Here is a 23,906-nt window from a genome sequence, read left to right as displayed (position 1 = left end):
CCCTTTCCCATGCCCTCACGCGGAGACGCGGGCCGAGCCCAGCACCCCGGCCACATAGGCCAGATGGTCGTCCAGGAAGAAGTGCCCGCCGGGCAGCACATGCGTGCTGAACGGCCCCTGCGTCTCCCGCTCCCAGGCCGCCACCTCCGCCACCGGCACCCGCGGATCGGCGTCCCCCGTCAGCGCGATGACCGGGCAGCGCAGCCGGGGGCCGGGCCGGTAGGAGTAGGCGGCCAGCATCGCGTAGTCGGCGCGCAGGGCGGGCAGCACCAGCTCCAGCAGCATCGGGTCGGCCAGCAGACCGTCGTCCGTGCCGGCCAGCAGCCGCAGCTCCGCCAGCAGTTCCGCGTCCGACGGCGACCCCTGCCAGCGCGGGACGAACGGCAGCGAGGGACCGCCGCGTCCCGACACGAACAGGGCCGCGGGCGTCCGGCCCCGCGCCTGCAGCGCACGGGCCGTCTCGAACGCCACCAGCGCGCCCATGCTGTGCCCGAACAGCACGAGCGGCCGCCCCGCCGGATCCGCGGGCAGCGCCTCCAGCACGGCGGCCACGACGTCCTCGATCCGCTCGGCGAACGGCTCCGTGAAGCGGTCGTGGCGGCCCGGATACTGCACCACCAACGGCTCCAGCGGGCCGGCGACCGCGGCCGACAGGGGATGGTAGGCGGCGGCCGCACCACCCGCGTGCGGGAAGCACAGCAGGCGGGCGGCGGCATCGGGGGCGGGGTGGAAACGCCGTATCCAGTCGTCCATCGAAGTCCCTCTCTGTTCTCGGCAGCAACGGGCCGGGCCCCGCGCCGGTCGTCCCGGCTCGGGGCCCTGTCTCGTCCTGTCCGCGGCTCATTCCGCCGCGGCCATCCAGCTCTCCAACTGCTCCAGGGTCGTCTCGGGATCGGCGACGAGCACGTTCAGCTGGTCGTCGTGCGGGTTGAGGGTGACGACGGCGGGGCAGCGGTGGCAGCCCTCGACGCCGACCTGGTTCCACCACTTGCAGTGCGGACGCAGGTGACACCGTGGTACGGCCCGCGGTTCGGCCTCGGCCTTCGCCGGTACGGCCCGCATGCGCTCGATGAGCCCGCACGCCGTGCCCACCCGGTTCGCGCACTCCGATGTGCAGTGCGAGGCGAACCGCAGCACCCGGTTGGGCGCGATGCCCTCCGGGATGCTGCCCAGGACCTCCGCCGCCGGGACCGGATCGGCGAGGTACACGACCTCGCCGCCGTCTCCGGAGCGGACGCCGAGGACCACGCTCTCCGGGCGGCTCGCGTCGCCGGAGGGACACCAGTCGAGGGGCCGCTGCGCCCCGGAACCGTCCACGGTGCTCACCCCCGCCGGCCTAGCAGTCCGGGCGCACGATGTCGGCGCCGGCGACGGACTTGGTGCCGAGCATCACCATGCCGCCGACGACCCCGTCGCTGACGACGCCGTGCTCCTTCTCGGCCGCGACGGCCTTGGCGATGCTCGCCGACAACTGCTCGTGCGAGGTGATCCGCTCGGGCCGGGTGGCCGCCGCCGCGGGCACGCTGCCCGCCGCCGCGAGCCCGCCGACCAGCGCCGCGGCCACGGCCGCCGTACGAAGTCCCTTGTTCATGTGTGTCCCTTCCCAAGTCGCCCACTGGCTGACGTACTTGACGCTAGAACCACCGCCGCCGCCCGACCGGCGGCCGGGGCGGCAGCTTCGGGGAGACACCGCGGGGACGACGGCACCCGGCGGCCGGGCGCCGTCCCGCCTCACGGGTGGCGCACGCCGGGGGCGCCCGCGTATCCCGGCGCCGGGTACGGGGCGGGGTCGGCGACCCAGCCGGACAGCAGGACCAGGCGGGAGTCGCGGTCGACGGCGAGGAAGGCGAAGGGGCGGTCGAAGGCGACGCGTACGACGGTGGTCTCGTAGCGGTACTGCGGCGGCGCGCCGCCGGGAGCCATGGCCACGGCCGTCACCGCCGCCGCGCGGAAGCCGAGCGCGCCGAAGCGGGTCACGGCCGACTGCCGGGCCTCCGAGACGGTCAGCGGGTGGGCGCTCACGCCGGGGAAGTGGCCGAGGCGCGCGTCGGTGGCGGAGCGCAGCCCGAACAGCTCCGGCAGGGCCAGCAGATCGTGGTCCGCGCGCACCTCGTACGCCACCGTCCGCACGTCCAGCGACGTCGGCTCCGGAGCGAGGGCCTGCTCCTTCTCCACCCGCAGTCCGGGCCCGACCTCGCCGTACGGCAGGGCACCGCCCGGCGTGAGCGCGAGGGCGCGCTCCACCACGGCCACACCCGCGGCGATGACCTGGCCCGGCGTCATGCGCTCCTCGCCGAGTACCAGATGGACGTCGATGCCGTTGTCGCCGGGGACCGTCAGCGCCGTGACGAAGCCGTGCCGGGTGCCGGCCACGCCGACCCGGTCCGGGCGCACACTGCGCCGGTGCAGCCCGCGCAGGGTACGGCCCTGCCAGGGGCCCGCCGCCGGGGTGAGCGGCTGCTCGGTGAAGGGCTGGCGCCAGGTGGTGTGCAGGGCGAGCGCGCCCGCCAGCACCATCCGCGTCTGCCGGTTCAGCGTCACCGGCATCCGCTCGACCAGGCCGCCGGTGCGCTCCGCCGCCCAGCGGTCCAGGCGCTCCTGGGCGGTGACGAGGTCCTCCCCGAACACGCCGTGCGCGCCCGGCGGCAGCGCGGCCGACCACTCCTCGCGCAACGGCAGGTCCGCCTGCGTCCACAGGCCGAGCGCCGCGTCCAGGCCGGACACCGAGCCCAGGGCCGCGAGCAACTCCCGCGCGAGGGCGCCCGCTTGCTCCGCGGGCACGCCGAGCGCGCCGGCCAGCTCCTGCCGGGCGGGGCCCGCGGCGCCGTCCGCGAGGAGGGCCAGCAGGGGCCAGACCCCGGCGGCGGAGAACGCCGTGCCGCCCCGCGCGAGGGAGCCCCACCGCGCGGTGAGTCCGTTCACCGTGCGTACGACGGTGCCGTCGACCCCGTTCCCCAGCCTCAATTCCGCCCCCTGTGTCCCGCTTACCTGCGACAAGTCGTACGAGGCACGGTACCGGTGTTCCCGGACTGCCGTTCGGGTGGCCGGAGTTGTCCGGGGCGCTCGGCAGGTGTGAAAGGGGGCGCGAGCGGGGCAGAAGGTGCTGGGTGGCGGGCTGCCCGCCCGCTTTCATCACTTCGGGTGATTCTCTGGCCTTTGCTTGCATGGCTCAACCGACGGTTGCCACGCTGTTGCTGTCTGTACAACCTGATGGGAGCGGCCAGTGACATTCGGTGAGCAGCCGGCCTACCTGCGCGTCGCGGGTGATCTCCGCAAGAAGATCGTCGACGGTTCACTGCCGCCCCACACCCGGCTCCCCTCCCAGGCCCGCATCCGCGAGGAGTACGGCGTCTCGGACACCGTCGCCCTGGAGGCCCGCAAGGTTTTGATGGCCGAGGGGCTGGTCGAGGGCCGCTCCGGCTCCGGGACGTACGTGCGCGAGCGGCCCGTGCCGCGCCGGGTCTCCCGCTCCGGGTACCGCCCGGCCGGCGGCGCCACCCCCTTCCGGCAGGAGCAGGCCGACGCCGCGGTGCGCGGCACCTGGGAGTCCAGCAGCCGGCAGACCGAGGCCGGCGCCGCGATCGCCGAGCGGCTCGGGATCGAGGCCGGCGAGCGGGTCATGCGCACCAAGTACCTGTTCCGCGAGGCCGGTGAGCCGATGATGCTCTCCACCTCCTGGGAACCCCTCGCGGTCACCGGCCGCACCCCGGTGATGCTGCCCGAGGAGGGGCCGCTCGGCGGGATGGGCGTGGTCGAGCGCATGCGGGCCATCGACGTGATCGTGGACAACGTCACCGAGGAGGTCGGCGCGCGCCCCGGTCTCGCCGAGGAACTGCATCTCCTCGGCGGCGTCCCCGGCCATGTCGTCCTGGTCGTCCAGCGCACGTACTACGCCTCCGGGCGCCCGGTGGAGACCGCGGACGTGGTGATCCCGGCGGACCGGTACCGGGTCGCGTACCACCTGCCGGTGCGCTGACGGCCGCACCGCGTGCCGTACGCGTGTCGTACGCCGCCTCGCGCGCCGCGGAGTGAGGTAGCGCACACCCCCCTCCCGCCCGGCGGGCGTTCGCGCCGGTGACGGCGGCTCACCTGCCCCGCGGCGGCTGCCCTGGCCCGGTCGTCTGCGCAGGTGGGCGCCGTTTCCCGGAGGGGGTGGCCGCCACCCTGCCCGAGGGCGCGTTCGCGCTCGCGCGCCCCCGCCGGTCTGACGGCTTGCGTACCTCTTTGTGAAAATCCGTATTCGCTGCGTAAAGGTTGGGCGTACGCTCGGGCATATGCGTAGTGCGGTTTCCTTAGGCGGGGCCCGGCAAGGGTCCGGGACGGGATGGGGGTCCCGTGGTGCCGGAAAGGGTGAAGGGCGCGATGGGGGCGGAGCGGACCATGAGTGAGGGCACGGCTTCCCTGCCCTGGATCGTCATACGGCAGGACGACAACGGCAATCGCTACCGCGTCGGCCGGTACGCGACCCGTGCCGAGGCGCAGAAGATCGCCGACAGCTTCCGGGACCACGGGCACGAGCAGCTCTACATGGTCGAGCGGCTCGGGCAGAACGGGCAGAACGGGTAGGGCGGGGACGGCGGCCGCGACTGACCGGCGCCGCCGCACTCCGCGGAGCCTCGCGTAGGCTCCGCTCCATGACGCCCATGACGGAACGGACCGTGGTGGTCGGTGCCGCCCTGCTCGACGGCGGTCGTCTGCTCGCCGCGCGCCGCAGCGCGCCCGCCGACCTGGCCGGACGCTGGGAGCTGCCCGGCGGCAAGGTCGAGCCGGGGGAGCGGCCCGAGCACGCCCTGGTGCGCGAACTGCGCGAGGAACTCGGTGTGGACGCCGAGACGGTGGCGCGCGTGCCCGGCGAGTGGCCCCTGCGCGAGCCGTACGTCCTGTGGGTGTGGACCGCCCGGCTGCGCCCCGGCTCACCCGCGCCCCGGCCCCTCCAGGACCACGACGAGCTGCGCTGGCTGGCCCCGGCCCGGCTGTGGGACGTGCCGTGGCTGGAACAGGACGTACCGGCGGTGCGGGAGGTCGAGGCGCGGATGGCGGCGCAGACGCACTGAGCCGGACTCCCGCCCCCGCGCCTTCCGGCGCCGTCGGGCCGGGTACGCCGTTCGACCACACTTCGGCGGTCCGGGCGGTACTGGCCATCGCTTACCGGGTATGTGCCCATTAACCCCACGAAATCGGACAGCTCGCGGCCTGGGAAGTGATCGGCGTGATCGACACCGATGGCGACTGCGCCGAGTGGACCTTTCCCGCGGAACCGGGCGCCGTGCGCAGCGCCCGGACCGCGGTCCGCGGCCAGTTGCACGGCTGGGACCTCGACTGCGTCGCCGACCTCGCCGCGCTGCTGGTGAGCGAGCTGGTCACCAACTCGCTGCGCCACGCCACCGGACCGATCGGGGTACGGCTCGTCCGGCCGGCCGGCGCCGACGGCTCCCTGCTGGTCGAGGTCTCCGACCCGCTTCCCGACCCGCCGCGCGAGCGCGTCGCCCGGCCCGAGGACGAGAGCGGACGCGGACTCCAGCTGCTCGCCGGGTCCTCGCGCCGCTGGGGCACCCGGCCCGGCACGAGCGGAAAGACCGTCTGGTTCGAACTCGCCGTGCCGGAATGACACCGCCGGGGGCGCACCGGGGTGGCGCGGGGGTGTCCGGGGTGAGGCAGGGGCGCCCGAGGGGGCGGAGGGGGGTGTACAGCGGCCGCCGTACGGTCCACCGCGTGACCCCGGCTCGCGGACGGCCCCGGAGCGGGGGGTTCGAGGCCGTGTTCCCTGGTTAGAAGAGTGGAAGTGCGATCGCGGAGCGGTCCGAAAAACGTCTGGACCGAGCTGTGATCGTGAACACCGTGTCGCGCGGCGCCGTAGTGCTGGATACTGCGGGCAGCCGCCCCCGGTGACCGGTGCCGGGTGCGGTGAGCTGGAGGGGACGGTTCGCGTGAGCGAGATACCAGCGAAGGCCACGGAGTCCGAGGACCCGTCGGACGGCGCGAGGGAGCAGACCGCCGCGGGTGCGGCGGCGACCGGTGGCGCCCTGTGGCAGAGCAGTCCGCCCGGCTCCATGTACGACTACATAAAGGTGGCCTCCTTCTCCATCGGCCCCGACGGCCTGGTGGAGCAGTGGAGCCTGCGGGCCGAGCAGCTGTTCGGCATCCCGGCCGCGCGCGCCGTCGGCATGGACCCCATCGAGGCGTTCATCGACCCCGACCTGCGGGAGCAGGGCCAGCGCAAGATGGCGGAGATCCTCGACGGGCGCGAGTGGACCGGTGTCGTGCCCTTCCGGATGCCGGAGCCGCCGCAGGGCGGGCGCGGCGCGGACGGTCTGGCCGAGGTCTATGTGATGCCCACCCGCACCGCGGAGGGCGAGAAGGCGGCCGTCTGCATCGTCGTCGACGTCCGTACCTTGCGCAGGATCGAGACCGATCTCGCCGCTTCCCAGGCGATATTCGGACAATCCCCCTTCGGTTTCCTGCTGCTCGACTTCGACCTGCGGGTGCGCCGCGTCAACCAGCGGTTCGCCAACGTCTTCGGCGGCGCCCCGGACGACCACCGGGGCAAGGGCGTGTTCGACTATCTGCCGCGCGCCGAGGCCGAGCGGGTCTCGGCGACGCTGCGGCGGGTCCTGGAGAGCGGCGACCCGGTCACCGACATGCACGTCACCGGGCATGTACCGGGCTCCGAGGAGCGCCGGCACTGGTCCGTCAACCTCTATCGCGTGCACAGCGGCAGCGGCCGGCCCATCGGTGTCGCCTGGCTCGCCACCGACGTCACCTCCCGCCGTGCCGCCGCCCGCGAGGCCGCCGCGGCCCGGCGCAACCTGGCGCTGCTCAACGAGGCGGGGGCGCGGATCGGCAACTCCCTGGACCTGGAGACCACGGCGCGCGAACTCCTCGACGTCGTCGTCCCCGGCTTCTGCGACCTGGCCACCGTCGACCTCTACCAGGGGCTGCTGACCGGCGACGAGACCCCGCCCGGCATGGCCGACGGCAGCGCGGAGCTGCGCCGGGTCGCCATCGCCAGCGCGGTCGCGGACGCGCCCGCCGGACGCGCCAGCGAGACCGTCAAGGTCGGTGCCGTACACCACTTCCCCTTCAACTCGCCCTGCGCCGACGCCCTGCGCACCGCGCGGCCGCGGGCGGTGCCGGCACAGGAGGGGAGCCTCGTGCAGTCCACGCTCGCCGTGCCGATGGTCGCGCACGACACGGTGGTGGGGCTCGTGCGGTTCTCGCGGACCAAGGGCAGCGAGCCGTTCGGCGAACGGGACCGGGACCTCGCGGTGGAACTGGCGGCGCGCGCCGCCGTCTGCATCGACAACGCGCGGCTGTACCGCCGGGAGCACGAGCGGGCGCTGATCCTCCAGCGCTCCCTGCTGCCGCCCGGCGATCCCGAGGCGTCCGGGCTGGACATCGCCTGCCGCTATCTGCCCGGCAACGCGGCGACCGAGGTCGGCGGCGACTGGTTCGACGTCATCGAACTGCCCGGCCACCGCACGGCGCTGGTGGTGGGCGACGTGATGGGGCGCGGGCTGCGGGCCGCGGTCGCGATGGGCGAACTGCGCACGGCCGTACGGACGCTGGCGCTGCTCGATCTCGAACCGGCCGAGGTGCTCTCCGCGTTGGACGAGATCGCACGGGGACTGGGCACACCGGGGGGCGTGCAGCAGGCGACGCGTACGGCGCGGCAGTCCAGGGACGCCGATCTGTCGGAGGTGTACCTCGCGACCTGCGTGTACGCCGTGTACGACTCGGTGACCCGGCGATGTACGTTCGCCAACGCGGGCCATCTGCCGCCGGTGCTGGTCGAGCCGGGCGAGCCCGCGCTGATGCTGGACGTGCCGCCCGGAATGCCGCTCGGGGTAGGCGGCGAGCCCTTCGAGGAGGTGGAGGTCGAACTCCCCGAGGGCGCGCTGCTCGCGCTGTACACGGACGGTCTGGTGGAGTCCCGCGACCATCCGCTGGACGAGGGGCTGCACGCGTTCGTCGGCGCGCTCACCGATCCCGCGCAGCCGCTGGAGGACGTGTGCGACCACGTCCTCAACACCCTCGACACGCACCACGGCGAGGACGACATCGCGCTGCTGATGGCCCGCGTGCAGGGGCTGCCGGCCGGGTCCGTCGGCGACTGGACGCTGCCGCGGGAGCCGCGCAGCGTCGGGCGGGCGCGGGAGCACGCCCGCGCACAACTGCTCGGCTGGGGCCTGGAGACGCTGGTCGACACGACGGAGCTGCTGGTCAGCGAGCTGGTCACCAACGCGCTGCGGTACGGCGAGGGGGAGATCAGGCTACGGCTGCTGCTGGACCGGACGCTGGTGTGCGAGGTGTGGGACGGCGGGCTGGTCCAGCCCCGGCGCCGGCGGGCCCGCGACACCGACGAGGGCGGCCGGGGGCTGCAACTGGTGCAGTTGCTCAGCGCGGCCTGGGGCTCCCGGCGCACGCCCCGCGGGAAGACGGTGTGGTTCGAACTGCCGCTGCCGGGAGCGGACGCCCCCCTCACGGACCCGGCGGAGGCACTGCTGAGCCTGTTCTGACGGCCCCTTCCGCCCGTGTCGCCCGGCCGGGCGCCGCGTCTTCGCCCCCGGTACCGGGCAACTCCCGGCGCGGCGCGCTACGTCCGCGTCCCGCCATGGCGCCGCCCCCGTGTCGCCGGGCCCCCGAACGCGGCCGGCGGGCCCCCGTCGGGGTCCTCGGCGAGCAGGATGCCGCCGAGGACGGCGCCGGGCAGGCCGCTCGTGACGGAGTCGGCGTAAGGGGTGCCGTGGGCGCGGACATCGCGTTCGGCGAGGTCGCGGGCCTCGCGGGCGGCGGTGTCGGCCTCGAAGGCGGTGCTGGTGCCCAGGGCCAGGGTGCGGGCCGCCTCCGACAGGAGGGCGCGGGCCGGAGCGCCCACGGCGCCGCGGTGCACCGTGACGAAGTCGTCGGCCTCGTCCAGCGAGGCGTGCGCGGCGAGGAGCGCCGCCGTGTCCAGGACACCGGAGCGGCCCGCGTCGAGCCGGTCGGCGGCACGGGTGATCCGGCGCAGCGCGTCCAGCGGGTCGTACGGGAGGGCACCGGTCAACTCCTCCCGTACGGCGGCCAGTACACCGTCCGCGTGGGCCAGCCGGGCGTTCAGCGCGCCGGCCGCCGGGGCGGCGCGGGAACGTCCCCGCCGGGCCGCCGCCAGCTCCGCCTCCGCGCCGGTCAGGGCCGCCGGTACCAGCGCCGCGGCCTCCCGCAGCCGGGCGGCGAGCCGCTCCACACCGCTCACCAGGGTCTCGGCCTGGGCCACGGCACCCTCCGCGGCGCGCAGGTTCCGGGCCGCGTGGTCGCCGTCGGCGGCCTCGACGCACCGGCGGGTCTCGTCGAGGCGGCCGGTGGCGAACAGCAGGCGGTCCTCGGCCTGTTCGACCGATCCGGCGACGGGGCCGGTGGCCGAGGGCGCGTACCGCTCCCGCAGCGCCGCGAGGGTCGTCCGGGCGGCCACCGCGCGCACCGCCAGCTCCCGGAGCCTGCTCTCCGCCACGTCCAGCGCGGCGCCGGCGCCCGGACCCTCCAGCCCCCGCGCCTGGTCGAGGGCCGCGGCCTCGGCGTCCAGCCGCCGCCCGGCCTCCGCGCACCGCCCGATCACCCCGGCCAACGCCTGCCGCCGTGCCCCCGCCGCCGCGGGCAGCCCCTGCTCGTACCTCCGCCACATCGCGAACGCCGCCACCAGTTCGGCTTCCGCCGCACGCAGGGCACGCACGAAGGGCGCGGTTCCGCTCTCCGCCCCGCCCCCGGCGATTCCCCGCCCGAGAGGGCCGGCCTCCTGCGTCCGGACCCGCCGGAAACGCCCGCTCACCGCCTCCGCCTCAGCCCCGAACCGCGCCCGCCCGTCCGCCACGGCGTGCACCCCCGCCTCCCCCCTCACCCCCGCCCCGCCCTTCCCCGCCGCGAACCGCTCCTGGACGAAGCCGAGTTCCTCCCGGCTGGTCCGTACACAGTCGTCGGCCAGCACCAGCGCGATCCGGGCCTGGCGCTCGGCGTCGGCCAGGGTGGGCGGTGCCGGACGGCCCGTCAGTGTCCCCGGCGTCGTACGGGTCCGGGCGCGGCGGACACGGCGCAGATGGCCGTAGGCCGCCAGTACCGCCGCCGCGGCCACGGCGACGAGGGGGAGCACGTAGTCCGCCGTGGACGTGCCGCCGCGCCCCTGCGCCGCCGCGTCGGCGAGCGCTCCGTGGGAGGTGGCGGGAACCGGAGGGCTCGTCACGGCCGTCGTCAACGGCGACATCAGCCACCCGACGCCCACCAGGGCACCCAGCGCGGCATGCGTCACCCGCACCCGTATGTGCGCCTTGGCACACCGGGGGCGGCCCCGGAACGGAGAGGACGTCACATTTCGGAGCGTATGGGGGAGCAGACCGCACCGCGAGCGGGGCGGATACGGGTGGGGGACCAGGTGGACAGGGGGACGGGATGGACGCGGAGACCGGGCCGGCGGGGCCGGAGATGGGGCCCGAGCAGAGCCGGACGCGGAGCCGGAACCCCGAGCCCGCCCCCGGCACCGGCCCCCGCCCTCGCGGGAGTCGCCGCCTGCGCTGCCTGCGCACCGCCCTCTCCCTGCTCCTTCTCCTCCCGCTCCTCGCCCTCCTCACCGCCGAAGGCGCCCTCCGCGTCGGCTACTGCGGGAATCCCGCACCCGGCACCGGCGGTCGTGGCCAGGACGCGCTCTGGCTCGGGCACGCCTGGGTGGACGGGCGGAAGACGGGGAAGGACGTCGAGGAACTGGCGCGACGGCTGCGGGGAACCGGGGTCGAGGACCTGTACGTGCACTCCGGCCCCCTGGAGGACGACGGAACGCTGCCCGGCGCCGACTACCCCCGCGCACCCTGGCTGATCCGCACCCTGCACCGGGAGCTGCCCGGCGTCCGGGTGCAGGCCTGGCTCGGGGACGTGCTCGCGACCGAGGGGCCCGACGGCATGCGCCTGGACCGCCCGGCGACCCGGACCGCGATCCTCGCCTCCACCCGGCGGATCCTCGCCGCCGGCTTCCAGGGCGCCCACTTCGACCTGGAACCCCTGCACTCCGGCGACCCCCACTACCTGACCCTCCTCGACGACCTGCGCGCCCTCACGCGCGCACGGCACGCGCTGCTCTCCGTCGCCGCCCACCAGATCGACCCCCTCCCGCGCTTCCACTCCTTCTGGGGCGCGACCACCGGCCATCCCAAATGGTGGTCGCAGGCGTACTTCGGGCAGGTCGCCCGCCGGGTGGACCAGATCGCCGTGATGTCGTACGACACCCTGCAACCGCTGCCGAGCCTGTACGGCGGCTACGTGGCCCGGCAGACCAGCCTCGCCCTGGAGGCCACCCCCGGCTCCACCCACCTCCTCATGGGCCTGCCCTTCTACCACGAGAACCGGTTCGGGCACTGGGCCCGCGCCGAGACCGTCCCGGCCGCGGTACGGGGCGTACGCCTCGGACTGTCCCGTACCGACGCCCACCGCGCCCGCTTCGGCGTCGCCCTGTACGTCGACTTCGCCGCCACGGAGGCCGACTGGCGCGCCTACCGGCGGGACTGGGTGGGGCAGGCCGCCGCTCCCCCGGCGCCGACGTCCACCTCCTGATCTCCGAGCCCGGCCACACCGCGTCGTCCGAGTCCGTCCGCGGCCTTGCGCACGCGCCTGAGAGTGTCGCGCGCCGGATCTGGTGCTGGGAAGGCGTCTGCACGGATCACACAGGCGCCGGGCGCTCGGCCCGGTGTATTTGCGCCGCACGGGTGGGCTTGCCGTCCGCCGCCGCCGTGTCGCTCGTGTCGGCGGAGCCTTTCCTCTTCAGTAGCCGCATCGATCTGATCAGCTCCATATACCGCCAAACGTGATCATATCGCTCGCGGCTTCCCGGAGGTAGCAGAGATGTCCCACCACGGCGTCGGCCTGCGCGCGGCCCTGCGCTCGGCCGCCTTCCTCACCGCGGGCGCGCTCGCGGTTCCGCTGCTCGCGGCCTGCGGCTCGGACGAGGACGTGGCCAAGCCGCTCGCCGCGCAGGACATCGATCTGGTGGCCCGCGGGCAGGTGGCCGACGGCGGCACCCTGCGCTGGGCCGTGGACGACCTCCCGGAGACGCTGAACACCTACCAGGCCGACGCCGACACCGGCACCACCCGCGTCGCCCAGGCCACGCTGCCCTCCATGTTCCGGATGGACGCCACCGGCCGGCCGGTCGTCAACCCCGCCTACCTGGAGTCCGCCAAGGTCATCGAGACCGAGCCGCGCCAGGTGGTGCTGTACAAGCTGAACCAGCAGGCCGTGTGGAGCGACGGCCGGGAGATCGGCGCCGCCGACTTCGTCGCCCAGTGGCGCGCCCTGTCCGGGAAGGACAGCGCCTACTGGACCGCGCGCAACGCCGGGTACGACCGGATCGAGAAGATCGAGCGCGGCGCCAGCGACCTCCAGGTCCGGGTCACCTTCTCCCGTCCTTACGCCGACTGGAAGTCGCTGTTCTCCCCGCTGTACCCGAAGGACGTCATGGGCACCCCGGATGCCTTCAACGACGGCGCCCGCCGCAAGCTGGCCGTCAGCGCGGGCCCCTTCAAGGTGGACAAGGTCGACACCATCGCCCAGGACATCGTGCTGACCCGCAACCCGCACTGGTGGGGCCGGCCCGCCAAGCTGAACCAGATCGTGCTGCACACCGTGCCCCGCGACAAGCGGGTCGGCGCGCTCGCCGACGGCACCGCGGACCTCGCCGACCTCGACCCGGCCGACGCCCAGCGGATCGGGCTCGCCGCGAGCGGCAGGGGCAAGGCCTACGGCGTGCGCAAGTCCCTGGAGCCCGCCTACACCCAGCTCGCCCTCAACGGCGCCTCCGGGCCGCTCACCGACGAGCGGGTCCGCCGGGCCGTCGCGCGCGCCCTGGACCGCAAGGAGATCGCCCGCCTGGTGCTGACCCCGCTGGGGCTGCCCGCCGTACCCGTCGGCAGCCATCTGGCGCTGTCCGGGCAGCCCGCCTACGCCGACGACAGCGGGGCGCTCGGCGCGCAGGACACCAAAGCGGCGCAGGCGCTGCTCGCGGACGCCGGCTGGGTGGCCGGCGGGCCGGTCAGGGAGGAGAAGAAGGGGCAGAAGGCGGCCGGGCCCGAGAGCGGCCAGGAGGAGAAGTCGGACGGCGGCCACGACGGCGAGTACGTCGTCGGCGAGGACGACAAGGGCGACGCCGGCGGCAAGCACCTCGCAAAGGAGGGCCGGCACGGGGGAGCGGCGGGCGCGTACGCCCCCAAGGGCACGGCGGCGCCGGCCGCCGGGGCGCGGACCGGGCCGCTGGCCAAGGACGGCAAGGCGCTCACGCTGCGCTTCGTGCTGCCCTCGGGGCCCGGCTCGGACACGCTGAACACCGTGGCCAACCGGATCTCCGCGATGCTGGACCGGCTGGGCATCGTCACCACGGTCACCAAGGTGTCCGACGAGAGCTACTTCAAGGACCACATCGCCGCGGGCGACTTCGATCTCGCGCTGTATTCCTGGCCCTCCTCCGCGTTCCCCGCGACGGACGCCCGGCCGATCTACGCCAAGCCGCTGCCCGGCGCGGACGGCTCGGTGAACGTCGAGCAGAACTACACCCGCGTCGGCACCGACCAGGTCGACCAGCTTTTCGAACAGGCGGCCACGACGCTGGACGAGGACGAGGCGAAGTCCCTGATCAGACAGGCCGACAGCCACATCTGGGCCGCCGCCGGCTCCATCCCGCTCTACCAGCGCCCGCAGCTGGTGGGGGCGCGCAAGGACCTGGTCAACGCGGGGGCCTTCGGCTTCCAGACACCGGTGTACGAGGACATGGGATTCCTGAAGAAGGGGGCCCGGATCTCGCCGAGCCCGTCGCGCGGCTGAGCGGTCCCGGAGGCCCCGCGGAGGCCCTGCGGAGGCCGACCCGGCCGGGGCCACGTACCATGGGGTGAGGCCGTGGCGTGTCAAGCCCGGCAGGCCCGCGTCACGGACGTACGCAGCAGGGCCTTCTCACCACTTCGGGAGTACGCCGCACTATGGCCACGCGCCACGACATCCGCAACGTCGCCATCGTCGCCCACGTCGACCACGGCAAGACCACCATCGTCGACGGCATGCTGAAGCAGGCCGGCGCGTTCGCCGCCCACCAGCTCGACCAGGTCGACGACCGGGTCATGGACTCGAACGACCTGGAGCGTGAGAAGGGCATCACGATCCTCGCCAAGAACACGGCGGTGAAGTACCACCCCAAGGACGGCGGGGAGGTCATCACCATCAACATCATCGACACCCCCGGCCACGCCGACTTCGGCGGCGAGGTCGAGCGCGGTCTGTCGATGGTGGACGGCGTGGTGCTGCTGGTGGACGCCTCCGAGGGCCCCCTCCCGCAGACCCGCTTCGTGCTGCGCAAGGCGCTCCAGCAGCGGCTGCCCGTCATCCTGTGCATCAACAAGACGGACCGCCCGGACGCCCGCATCGACGAGGTCGTCAACGAGACGTACGACCTCTTCCTCGACCTGGACGCGGACGAGGAGCAGATCGAGTTCCCGATCGTCTACGCCTGCGGCCGTGACGGCGTCGCCTCGCTGACCAAGCCCGAGGACGGCACCGTCCCGGCCGACAGCGACAGCCTGGAGCCGTTCTTCTCCACGATCCTGGAGCACATCCCGGCCCCGACGTACGAGGAGGACGCGCCGCTCCAGGCCCACGTCACCAACCTCGACGCCGACAACTTCCTCGGCCGTATCGCGCTGCTCCGCGTCGAGCAGGGCGAGCTGCGCAAGGGCCAGACCGTGGCCTGGATCAAGCGCGACGGCTCCATCAGCAATGTGCGCATCTCCGAGCTGATGATGACCGAGGCGCTCACCCGCAAGCCCGCCGAGGTGGCCGGCCCCGGTGACATCTGCGCCGTCGCCGGCATCCCGGACATCATGATCGGCGAGACCCTGGCCGACCCGGAGAACCCGATCGCGCTGCCGCTGATCACGGTGGACGAGCCGGCCATCTCCATGGTCATCGGCACCAACACCTCCCCGCTGGTCGGCCGCGGCGGCACCGGCAAGGGCGCCGACGCGAAGGCGGCCGTCAAGGACCGCAAGGTCACCGCCCGCCAGGTCAAGGACCGCCTGGACCGCGAGCTGATCGGCAACGTCTCGCTGCGCGTCCTGGACACCGAGCGCCCCGACGCCTGGGAGGTGCAGGGCCGCGGTGAGCTGGCGCTCGCCATCCTGGTCGAGCAGATGCGCCGCGAGGGCTACGAGCTGACCGTCGGCAAGCCCCAGGTCGTCACCAAGGAGGTCGACGGCAAGGTCTACGAGCCGGTCGAGCGCATGACCATCGACGTGCCCGAGGAGCACATGGGCGCCGTCACCCAGCTCATGGGTGTCCGCAAGGGCCGCATGGACAACATGTCGAACCACGGCTCCGGCTGGGTGCGCATGGAGTTCGTGGTGCCCTCGCGCGGTCTGATCGGCTTCCGCACCGAGTTCCTGACCCAGACCCGCGGCACCGGCATCGGCCACTCCATCCACGAGGGCCACGAGCCCTGGTTCGGCACCCTGACGACCCGTAACAACGGCTCGCTGGTCGCCGACCGCGCCGGCGCCGTCACCGCGTTCGCGATGACGAACCTGCAGGAGCGCGGCGTGCTGTTCGTGGAGCCGGGCACCGAGGTGTACGAGGGCATGATCGTCGGCGAGAACTCGCGCGCCGACGACATGGACGTCAACATCACCAAGGAGAAGAAGCTCACCAACATGCGGTCCTCGACGGCCGACGTGGCGGAGTCCATCGTGCCGCCGCGCAAGCTGTCGCTGGAGCAGTCGCTGGAGTTCTGCCGTGACGACGAGTGCGTCGAGGTGACCCCGGAGGCCGTTCGCATCCGCAAGGTGAACCTCGACCAGCGTGAGCGCGCCCGCGCCGCGAGCCGCGCCAAGCACGGCTGATCCAGGGCAGCTTGAACCCGGATCCCCCCTCGGAGGGGGGATCCGGGTTTTTTGCAACCCGTTTTCCAGTCGTGTATGTCCGACATGCGGAGATCGCTGCCCGATACCCATGTAACACGTCCGTTTCGCGCCTTCTTCGGCCAGACACTTTGTCCAGATATTGAAAGGTCTGGGCGACAGCTGTGACTGAATCGAGATCTACGGGCAGTGGTCGGTGGTTCCGCCCATGGCAGATAGTTAGCCGCGTAGCGCTCGGGTCAATGGGTCACGCGCTGTGGGGACAGTCGCGTCGACTCACGAGCACCAAGGGGTGCCTGAGCCTCCGTCAGGGGTGTCGGGGGCAAGGCCGGAACCCTCTCCTGTAGGTGTACGCGTGCAGTCGTGAGGAGGAACACCCATGCGCGGTGTCATAAGCAACAGGCGGATCGGTTCTTCACTTCCCGTCGTGTGACCAGGTCCTGGAACTACGCGCGTCCGCCTGCCGGTTCGCGCGTCCCTGGAGTACCCGGACACCATTCACACTCATACCCGTGAAACGGACGAACCGTGACAAGTCCTATCGACATGGGCGGCGGCGGAACCGCGGTCGCCTCCGGCGATCCAGGGCCGAAGACGACGGGCGAGCCCGCCGCGCCGACGGGCCGGTCTCCCGGCCGGCTGATGTGGACGCGCTTCAAGCGTGACCGCACCGGCGTGATCTCGGCCTACGTGGTGGGCTTCTTCTTCCTGATCGGCCTGCTCGCCCCGCTGATATCCAAGGTGTACGGCAAGAACCCGTACACGGTCTACGCGGACGACCGCCCGGATCTCTTCGACAGCGCCGGTGTGCCGCTGCATCCCAACGGCGGCATCAGCGGCCAGTTCTGGTTCGGGCTCGAACCCGGCAACGGCTACGACGTCTTCACCAAGCTCATCTACGGCATCCGCACCTCGCTGATGATCTCGGTCGCCGTCACCCTCGCGGTCGTCGTCACCGGCATCCTGCTCGGGGTGGTGGCCGGCTACGTCGGCGGCAAGACCGACTACTTCCTCGGCCGGGTCATCGACTTCCTGCTCGCCTTCCCCGCGCAGCTGTTCTTCATCGCGAGCATGCCGGTCGTGGTCTCCCTGTTCGTCAGCCCCCGCGACGAGACGCCGACCTATGTCCGGGTGGTCGCGCTGATCATCGTCCAGTGGTTCCTGGGCTGGATGGGTCTCGGCCGCATCCTGCGCGGCACCGCACTCGCCCTGCGCGAGCGGGAGTTCATCGAGGCGGCCAAGGTCAGCGGGGCCTCGCCGTGGCGGATCGTCCGCAAGGAGATCCTGCCGAACATCGTCACCCCGCTGCTGGTGCAGTCGACGTATCTGCTGCCCAACTTCGTGACCGCCGAGGCGGGTCTGTCCTACCTGGGCGTGGGCATCGTCGAACCCACGCCGGACTGGGGGCAGATGTTCGCCAAGGCGTCCACGGAACTGGTGATGCAGAACGACATCACCTACATGTTCTTTCCAGGCATCTCGATGATCATCTTCGTGGTCGCGTTCAATCTGCTCGGCGACTCGGTCCGCGACGCGTTCGACCCGAAGACCGCGCGCTGACCCGCACCGCGGCGGCCGGCGGGAGACGGGCCCGTCCGGCGACTCCTTCGCACAGCACGGCACTTCAGCACTCCTCGCACCACACCACAGTCCTTTTCATGCCGGTGACGGATGAAACGCACCGGTGTCATACAGATGGGTGGGAATCCTCGTGACGAGTAGGGGCGGACGCCACGCATACGGCGCGCTCTCCGTGCTCGCGGCCGGAGCTCTCGTGCTCACCGGTTGCAGCAAGGGCGGCAGCGACGCGGGCGACAACAAGAAGCAGGACCAGCAGAACGCCCAGCGCCAGCAGGCGTCCATCAAGTTCGGCGACACGGCCGACTCCACCGGGCCCGCCGCCCCGGTGCCCGGCGCCAAGAACGGCGGCAGCATGGAGGTCCTCCAGCGCGACAGCTACGCGCACCTGGACCCCGCGCAGATCTACGTCAACGACGAGATGACGGTCGCGCAGCTGATCCACCGGGGCCTCACCGGTTACAAGGCCACCAGCAACGACGGCAAGAAGCACGAGGTGGTCGGCGACCTCGCCACCGACTCCGGCACCACCACCGACGGCGGCAGGACCTGGAAGTACACGCTCAAGGACGGCATCAAGTTCGCCGACGGCACCCCGATCACCTCCAAGGACGTCCGCCAGACCTTCGAGCGACTCTTCGCGCCGTTCATCAACCAGGGCCCGACCTACATCCAGCAGTGGCTCGCGGACACCAGCGGCAGCGCCTACCGCAAGCTGCTGCCCGACGGCCCCTACAAGGGCAAGCACCTGCCGGACAGCGTGCTGTCCACACCCGACGCCAAAACCATCGTCTTCCACTTCCAGAAGCCGCACCCGGACCTGCCGTACGCGCTGGCCATGGCCGGCTACTCCGTCGTCTCCGCCAAGGGCGACACCAAGGAGAAGTACGACAAGAAGCCGGTCACCAGCGGTCCGTACAAGATCCAGTCGTTCCAGTCGGGCAAGTCGATGGTGCTCGTCAAGAACCCGGACTGGGACCCGAAGACGGACCCGATCCGCCACCAGTACGTGGACCGGTTCAACATCACCTTCAACCAGCAGTTCGAGGCGTCCACCAAGGCGCTGCTCGCCGACAGCGGCCCCGACCGGACGGGCATCAGCTGGAACAACCAGGTCGACGCGGGCAACCTGTCCGAGGTGCTGCGGGACCCGAAGCTCACGTCGCGCGTCGTCTCCGGCTACCAGCCGTACGTGGGCCAGATGAACATCAACATGAGCAAGCCCGAGATGAAGGACATCCGGGTCCGCCAGGCGATCGCCTACGCACTGCCGGTCACCCCGTTCGCCCGCGCGTACGGCGGCACCGACGCCATGGAGATCGCGGGCGGCCTCATCAGCCCGACCGTCAGCGGCTACGACCCCTCCTTCGACCCCTACGGCAAGAAGAAGAAGCCGGCGGGCGACCCCGACAAGGCCCGCGCCCTGCTCAAGGCGGCCGGCAAGCTCGGCATGAAGCTGACCTTCGGCTACATCAACACCCCCGAGGGCCAGCAGTACTCCACCGCCATGGCGGCCGGCCTGAAGAAGGCCGGCTTCGACGTCCAGCGGCAGGAGATCCCGGCCGAGACCTTCTACGACCAGGTCTCCAAGCTGAACAACCCCTACGACATCTTCCACACGGCCTGGGGCGCCGACTGGCCCTCCGCGTCCACGGTCATCCCGCCGCTGTACGACGGCCGCCAGATCGCCGACGGCGCCGCGAACTACTCGCAGGTCGACGACCCGCACGTGAACAGCGAGATCGACCGCATCAACACCATCACCGACCCGGTCAAGTCCGCGGCCGAGTGGGAGAAGCTCGACAAGTACCTGCTGACCAAGGTGGTCAACGAGGTCCCGACCGCGTACTACAAGCAGACCCAGATCGCCGGCTCCGATGTCGGCGGCCTCGTCTACGACGACGTGATCGGCGGCGTCGACCCGCGTCGCCTCTTCATCAAGTAACCGTCTCCCGCCGCCACCCGGCGCGCCTCACCGCCAGGCGCGCCGGGCGGCGCCCGGACCGCCGACGTCTGAGAGCTGCCCTGTCATGCTGCGCTTCCTCGTCCGCCGGATCATCGGTGCCGTCGTCATCCTGTTCCTGCTGAGCATCGTCACGTTCGTGCTGTTCTTCGGGGTGCCCCGAGACCCGGCGCTGCTGATGTGCGGCAAGACCTGCAACCCGGACAGCATCGCGAACATCCACCATGTGCTCGGCCTCGACAAGCCCCTCACCGAGCAGTACTGGATCTTCCTGCACAACCTCGTCATGGGCAGCGACCAGTTCGTCCAAGGGCCCTGCCCGGCACCGTGCTTCGGATACTCGTACCACACCAACGACCCGGTCTGGTCCACCCTGATGGACCGGCTGCCCACCACCGTCTCGCTCACCCTGGGCGCGGCCGTCTGCTTCCTGGTCGTCGGCCTCGGCACCGGCCTGCTCGCCGCCTGGCGGCGCGGCACCCTGATCGACAAGACGGCCACCGCGGGCGCCATGGTCATCAGCGCGCTCCAGATCTACTTCCTCGGCCCGCTCGCCCTCGCGATCCTCGTCTACCAGACCCACTGGTTCGACAAACCCGCCTACAACGACTTCACCGGCGACCCGGTGAGCTGGTTCACCGGGCTGATCATCCCCTGGGTGGTGCTGTCCACGATCTTCGCCGCGCAGTACACCCGTATGGCGCGCTCCGCGATGATCGAGCAGCTCCAGGAGGAACACGTGCGCACCGCCCGCGCCAAGGGCATGTCCCGCAGATACGTCTTCTTCCGCTACGCCTGGCGCGGCTCGCTGATCCCGATCGTCACCATCTTCGGCATCGACCTCGGCTCCCTGCTCGGCGGCGCCATCATCACCGAATACACCTTCGGACTGCCGGGGCTCGGCCAACTCGCCGTGCAGTCCGTGTTCTTCAGCGATCTGCCGCTGCTGCTCGGGGTGATGCTGTTCGCCGCCACCATGATCCTGGTCTTCAACATCGTCGTCGACGCCGCCTACGCCTTCATCGACCCGCGCGTGCGGCTGGCCTAGAGGAGAGACACCCATGAGCACCCCTCTCCTGTCCGTGCGGGACCTGCACGTCAGCTTCAAGACCGAGGACGGCGTCGTACGGGCCGTGGACCGGCTCTCCTTCGACCTGGAACGGGGCCGCACGCTCGGCATCGTGGGCGAGTCCGGCTCGGGCAAGTCGGTGACGAACCTGACCGTCCTCGGCCTGCACAACCCGATGTTCACCACCGTCGAGGGCGAGATCCTGCTGGACGGGCAGGAGCTGACCACCGCCCGCGAGCCGGAGCTGGAGAAGCTGCGCGGCAACAAGGTGGCCATGATCTTCCAGGACCCGCTCACCGCGCTCTCCCCGTACTACACCGTCGGCCGGCAGATCGCCGAGCCGTACATGAAGCACAACGGCGCCTCCAGGAAGCAGGCATGGGAACGCGCCGTCGAGATGCTCGGCAAGGTCGGCATCCCCCACCCCCGGCAGCGGGCCAAGGACTACCCGCACCAGTTCTCCGGCGGCATGCGCCAGCGCGCCGTGATCGCCATGGCCCTGGTCTGCGATCCCGACCTGCTCATCGCGGACGAACCGACCACCGCGCTCGACGTGACCGTGCAGGCGCAGATTCTCGACCTGTTGAAGGACCTGCAACAGGAGTTCGGATCGGGCATCATCTTCATCACCCACGACTTGGGGGTGATCGCCGACATGGCCGACGACATCATGGTGATGTACGCGGGCAGCGCGGTCGAGCGGGGCACCACCGGACAGGTGCTGCGCTCGCCCCAGCACCCGTACACCTGGGGACTGCTGAACTCCATGCCGCGCCTGGACTCCGACACCGGCGCGCGGCTGTCCCCGATTCCGGGCGCCCCGCCCTCCCTGCTGCACCCGCCGTCCGGCTGCCGTTTCCATCCGCGCTGCGCCTTCCGGGACCGGGTGGCGGGAGCGGACCGCTGTACGACCGAACGCCCGCCGCTCGCCACCGACCGGGCGTCCGCCTGCCATCTGACCGCGGACCAGAAGCGCACCATCTTCATCGAGGAGATCAAGCCCCGCCTGGGCTAGGAGGACACTGTCATGACAGAGGACCTGGTCCTCCCGGCCCAGCGCCCGCAGGGCCCCGGCCCGGACGGCGAACCGCTGCTCGAAGTCACGGGCCTGACCAAGTACTTCCCGGTCAAGGGCGGCTTCCCGATCCGCCGCACCGTCGGGCAGGTGCAGGCCGTGGACGGCATCGACCTGAGCGTGCACACCGGCGAGAGCTTCGGTCTCGTCGGCGAGTCGGGCTGCGGCAAATCCACCACGGGCCGGCTGATCACCCGGCTCATGGAGCCGACCGCCGGCACCGTCACCTACCGCGGCCGGGACATCAGCCACGCCTCGCGCAAGCAACTGGCGCCGATCCGCTCCGAGATCCAGATGATCTTCCAGGACCCGTACTCGTCGCTGAACCCGCGGCAGACGGTCGGCACCATCATCTCCGGGCCGATGGAGATCAACGGCCTCAAGCCGGCGGGCGGCCTGGAGAAGCGGGTGCGCGAACTCCTGGAGATCGTCGGGCTCAACCCCGAGCACTACAACCGCTTCCCGCACGAGTTCTCCGGCGGCCAGCGCCAGCGCATCGGCGTGGCACGGGCGCTGGCCCTGGAGCCCAAGCTGATCGTGGCCGACGAGCCGGTCTCCGCGCTGGACGTCTCCATCCAGGCCCAGGTGGTCAACCTGCTCCAGCAGGTGCAGAACGACCTGGGCATCGCGTTCCTCTTCATCGCCCACGACCTCGCGGTGGTACGGCACTTCTCGCAGCGGGTCGCGGTGATGTACCTCGGCAAGATCATCGAGGTGGGCGACCGGGACTCCATCTACACCCGCCCCCGGCACCCCTACACGCACGCCCTGCTGTCCGCGGTCCCGGAGGTCGACCTCACGGACGAGGGCACGGGCGGCCGCGAGCGCATCCGGCTGGCCGGCGACGTGCCCTCGCCGATCAACCCGCCGTCCGGCTGCCGCTTCCGCACCCGCTGCTGGAAGGCCCAGGACAAGTGCGCCGCGCAGGAGCCGCCCCTGGTCCGGATCCCCGGCAACCACGAGGGCCACCTGACGGCCTGCCACTTCCCGGAGGAGCCGACGATCGAGGGCCGCGACGAGGACATCGTGCTGGACCCGGCCCTGGCGGCGCTGGAGGACACGGGACCGGCCGAGGGGGAGAACCAGCCGTAACACCCGAGGGCGCGCCGGCCGCCCGGCCCTGGACACGCAGAAGGCCCGTGCGGATGCGCACGGGCCTTCGCTCCCCTGGGAGCGGACGGTCATGGGCTCGGGTCAATGGGCCGCACAGTCCGTTCCACGGCGGGACGGTCGACGAAAGGGGTGTGTCAGACCGCTGCCTCGGGGTCCTTGGAGAGACGGGGGGCCGGGACCGTCTCCGCCGTCTCGGGGTAGTGGCACGCCGTCAGGTGGCCCGGCTTGTTGCCCTCGACCTGGACCAGCGGCGGGGCCTCCGAGGCGCACTTCTCCGTCGCCTTCCAGCAGCGGGTGCGGAAGCGGCAGCCGGACGGCGGGTTGATCGGCGAGGGCACGTCGCCGACCAGGCGGATGCGCTCGCGCGGCACCTCGTCCACCGTCGCCTCGGGCACCGCGGACAGCAGCGCGCGGGTGTAGGGGTGACGCGGGTTGCCGTACAGGTCGTCGCGGTCGGCGATCTCCACGATCTTGCCGAGGTACATCACCGCGACCCGCTGCGAGAAGTGCCGGACGATCGCGAGGTCGTGGGCGATGAAGACGAACGCGATGCCCAGTTCCCGCTGGACCTTCTGGAGCAGGTTGACGACCTGGGCCTGGATGGAGACGTCCAGCGCGGAGACCGGCTCGTCGGCCACGATCAGCTTCGGGTCCAGGGCCAGCGCGCGGGCCACGCCGATGCGCTGGCGCTGGCCGCCGGAGAACTCGTGCGGGAAGCGGTTGTAGTGCTCGGGGTTGAGCCCGACGATCTCCAGGAGTTCGCGCACCCGCTTCTCGCGGCCGCCCGCCGGGTTGATGTCGTTGATCTCCATCGGCCCGGAGATGATCTTGCCGACCGTGTGCCGCGGGTTCAGCGAGGCGTACGGGTCCTGGAAGATCATCTGGATCTCGGAGCGGATCGGCGCCAGTTCCCTGCGGCCCGCGTGCGTGATGTCCTGCCCGCGGTAGGAGATCTTGCCGGCGGTCGGCTCCAGCAGGCGGGTGATCAGCCGGCCGGTGGTCGACTTTCCGCAGCCGGACTCGCCGACCAGACCGAGGCTCTCGCCCTCGGAGACCTGGAAGTCCAGCCCGTCGACGGCCTGTACCGCGCCGACGGTCCGCCGGATCGGGAAGCCGCCCTTGATGGGGAAGTGCTTCGTGAGCCCGGAGACGTCCAGAAGGGGGTTCGTGTTGCTCATGGGGGTGAAGTCCCGTCTCTTTACG

Annotated in this window: 19 protein-coding genes; 13 read left to right on the top strand and 6 right to left on the bottom strand. The window is 72.0% G+C overall.

From position 1 onward, the window contains the following. Positions 1-15: 15 nt before the first annotated feature. The 4 genes from ACZ7EC_RS30975 to ACZ7EC_RS30960 form a co-directional block, all read right to left on the bottom strand. On the bottom strand, positions 16-753 hold the full coding sequence (locus ACZ7EC_RS30975) for a thioesterase II family protein (protein ID WP_471067941.1): 738 nt from the start codon (positions 751-753) through the stop codon (positions 16-18). A gap of 87 nt (positions 754-840) precedes the next feature. Further along, complete coding sequence (locus ACZ7EC_RS30970; RefSeq protein WP_471067938.1) at positions 841-1,326, bottom strand: hypothetical protein; 486 nt, start codon at positions 1,324-1,326, stop codon at positions 841-843. A 10-nt stretch (positions 1,327-1,336) separates the two neighbouring features. After that, the gene (locus ACZ7EC_RS30965; protein WP_471067935.1) at positions 1,337-1,591 is read right to left on the bottom strand and encodes a hypothetical protein; all 255 of its coding nucleotides are present in this window, start codon (positions 1,589-1,591) and stop codon (positions 1,337-1,339) included. Positions 1,592-1,731: 140 nt separating this feature from the next. Then, the gene (locus ACZ7EC_RS30960; protein WP_471067932.1) at positions 1,732-2,964 is read right to left on the bottom strand and encodes a serpin family protein; all 1,233 of its coding nucleotides are present in this window, start codon (positions 2,962-2,964) and stop codon (positions 1,732-1,734) included. A 259-nt stretch (positions 2,965-3,223) separates the two neighbouring features. Here ACZ7EC_RS30960 and ACZ7EC_RS30955 point away from each other — a divergent pair, with 259 nt between their 5' ends. From ACZ7EC_RS30955 to ACZ7EC_RS30935, 5 genes are all read left to right on the top strand, one after another. Then, positions 3,224-3,976, top strand: coding sequence for a GntR family transcriptional regulator (locus ACZ7EC_RS30955; RefSeq protein WP_471067929.1), 753 nt, complete (start codon positions 3,224-3,226; stop codon positions 3,974-3,976). 404 nt (positions 3,977-4,380) lie between these two features. Next, on the top strand, positions 4,381-4,566 hold the full coding sequence (locus tag ACZ7EC_RS30950) for an SPOR domain-containing protein (protein ID WP_471067926.1): 186 nt from the start codon (positions 4,381-4,383) through the stop codon (positions 4,564-4,566). Between the two features lie 77 nt (positions 4,567-4,643). Continuing rightward, positions 4,644-5,054: a (deoxy)nucleoside triphosphate pyrophosphohydrolase gene (locus ACZ7EC_RS30945; protein WP_471068004.1), complete on the top strand. Its 411-nt coding sequence runs from the start codon at positions 4,644-4,646 to the stop codon at positions 5,052-5,054. 122 nt (positions 5,055-5,176) lie between these two features. Then, entirely contained in the window at positions 5,177-5,608 is a 432-nt protein-coding gene (locus tag ACZ7EC_RS30940) for an ATP-binding protein (protein WP_471068002.1), read from the top strand. A gap of 319 nt (positions 5,609-5,927) precedes the next feature. After that, a complete protein-coding gene (locus tag ACZ7EC_RS30935) occupies positions 5,928-8,516 on the top strand; it encodes a SpoIIE family protein phosphatase (RefSeq protein WP_471067923.1) in 2,589 nt (862 codons plus the stop codon). A gap of 77 nt (positions 8,517-8,593) precedes the next feature. Here ACZ7EC_RS30935 and ACZ7EC_RS30930 read toward each other — a convergent pair whose 3' ends face one another. Continuing rightward, entirely contained in the window at positions 8,594-10,336 is a 1,743-nt protein-coding gene (locus tag ACZ7EC_RS30930) for a hypothetical protein (RefSeq protein ID WP_471067920.1), read from the bottom strand. A 113-nt stretch (positions 10,337-10,449) separates the two neighbouring features. On the opposite strand from ACZ7EC_RS30930, the gene ACZ7EC_RS30925 reads away from it, so the two are divergent. The 8 genes from ACZ7EC_RS30925 to ACZ7EC_RS30890 all read left to right on the top strand — a co-directional run bounded on the left by ACZ7EC_RS30925 (position 10,450) and on the right by ACZ7EC_RS30890 (position 22,682). After that, on the top strand, positions 10,450-11,568 hold the full coding sequence (locus tag ACZ7EC_RS30925) for a glycoside hydrolase family 18 protein (RefSeq protein ID WP_471067999.1): 1,119 nt from the start codon (positions 10,450-10,452) through the stop codon (positions 11,566-11,568). 288 nt (positions 11,569-11,856) lie between these two features. Next, positions 11,857-13,827: an ABC transporter family substrate-binding protein gene (locus ACZ7EC_RS30920; protein ID WP_471067909.1), complete on the top strand. Its 1,971-nt coding sequence runs from the start codon at positions 11,857-11,859 to the stop codon at positions 13,825-13,827. A 152-nt stretch (positions 13,828-13,979) separates the two neighbouring features. Beyond that, positions 13,980-15,887 carry a translational GTPase TypA gene (typA, locus tag ACZ7EC_RS30915; RefSeq protein WP_471067906.1) on the top strand — a complete coding sequence of 636 codons (1,908 nt, stop codon included), beginning with the start codon at positions 13,980-13,982 and terminating at the stop codon, positions 15,885-15,887. Between the two features lie 546 nt (positions 15,888-16,433). Further along, positions 16,434-17,465, top strand: a complete 1,032-nt coding sequence (locus ACZ7EC_RS30910; RefSeq protein WP_471067903.1) for an ABC transporter permease — start codon at positions 16,434-16,436, stop codon at positions 17,463-17,465. 151 nt (positions 17,466-17,616) lie between these two features. Further along, entirely contained in the window at positions 17,617-19,428 is a 1,812-nt protein-coding gene (locus ACZ7EC_RS30905) for an ABC transporter substrate-binding protein (RefSeq protein WP_471067901.1), read from the top strand. 85 nt (positions 19,429-19,513) lie between these two features. Beyond that, entirely contained in the window at positions 19,514-20,494 is a 981-nt protein-coding gene (locus ACZ7EC_RS30900) for an ABC transporter permease (protein ID WP_471067898.1), read from the top strand. A 13-nt stretch (positions 20,495-20,507) separates the two neighbouring features. Further along, positions 20,508-21,530, top strand: coding sequence for an ABC transporter ATP-binding protein (locus ACZ7EC_RS30895; RefSeq protein ID WP_471067897.1), 1,023 nt, complete (start codon positions 20,508-20,510; stop codon positions 21,528-21,530). 12 nt (positions 21,531-21,542) lie between these two features. Continuing rightward, positions 21,543-22,682: an ABC transporter ATP-binding protein gene (locus ACZ7EC_RS30890; RefSeq protein WP_471067894.1), complete on the top strand. Its 1,140-nt coding sequence runs from the start codon at positions 21,543-21,545 to the stop codon at positions 22,680-22,682. Positions 22,683-22,837: 155 nt separating this feature from the next. Here ACZ7EC_RS30890 and ACZ7EC_RS30885 read toward each other — a convergent pair whose 3' ends face one another. After that, positions 22,838-23,881 carry an ABC transporter ATP-binding protein gene (locus ACZ7EC_RS30885; RefSeq protein ID WP_471067892.1) on the bottom strand — a complete coding sequence of 348 codons (1,044 nt, stop codon included), beginning with the start codon at positions 23,879-23,881 and terminating at the stop codon, positions 22,838-22,840. Positions 23,882-23,906: the final 25 nt, after the last annotated feature.

This window comes from Streptomyces sp. NPDC037203 (assembly GCF_055605065.1).
Note: the sequence above shows the minus strand (reverse complement) of the source record. Positions and strands in the feature narration are given on the sequence as shown.

Coding starts and splice junctions, on each gene's coding strand:
- ACZ7EC_RS30975 (WP_471067941.1), bottom strand. CDS start 753: ATGGACGACTGGATACGGCGTTTCCACCCCGCCCCCGATGCCGCCGCC.
- ACZ7EC_RS30965 (WP_471067935.1), bottom strand. CDS start 1,591: ATGAACAAGGGACTTCGTACGGCGGCCGTGGCCGCGGCGCTGGTCGGC.
- ACZ7EC_RS30950 (WP_471067926.1), top strand. CDS start 4,381: ATGAGTGAGGGCACGGCTTCCCTGCCCTGGATCGTCATACGGCAGGAC.
- ACZ7EC_RS30945 (WP_471068004.1), top strand. CDS start 4,644: ATGACGGAACGGACCGTGGTGGTCGGTGCCGCCCTGCTCGACGGCGGT.
- ACZ7EC_RS30925 (WP_471067999.1), top strand. CDS start 10,450: ATGGGGCCCGAGCAGAGCCGGACGCGGAGCCGGAACCCCGAGCCCGCC.
- ACZ7EC_RS30920 (WP_471067909.1), top strand. CDS start 11,857: ATGTCCCACCACGGCGTCGGCCTGCGCGCGGCCCTGCGCTCGGCCGCC.
- typA (WP_471067906.1), top strand. CDS start 13,980: ATGGCCACGCGCCACGACATCCGCAACGTCGCCATCGTCGCCCACGTC.
- ACZ7EC_RS30900 (WP_471067898.1), top strand. CDS start 19,514: ATGCTGCGCTTCCTCGTCCGCCGGATCATCGGTGCCGTCGTCATCCTG.
- ACZ7EC_RS30895 (WP_471067897.1), top strand. CDS start 20,508: ATGAGCACCCCTCTCCTGTCCGTGCGGGACCTGCACGTCAGCTTCAAG.
- ACZ7EC_RS30890 (WP_471067894.1), top strand. CDS start 21,543: ATGACAGAGGACCTGGTCCTCCCGGCCCAGCGCCCGCAGGGCCCCGGC.
- ACZ7EC_RS30885 (WP_471067892.1), bottom strand. CDS start 23,881: ATGAGCAACACGAACCCCCTTCTGGACGTCTCCGGGCTCACGAAGCAC.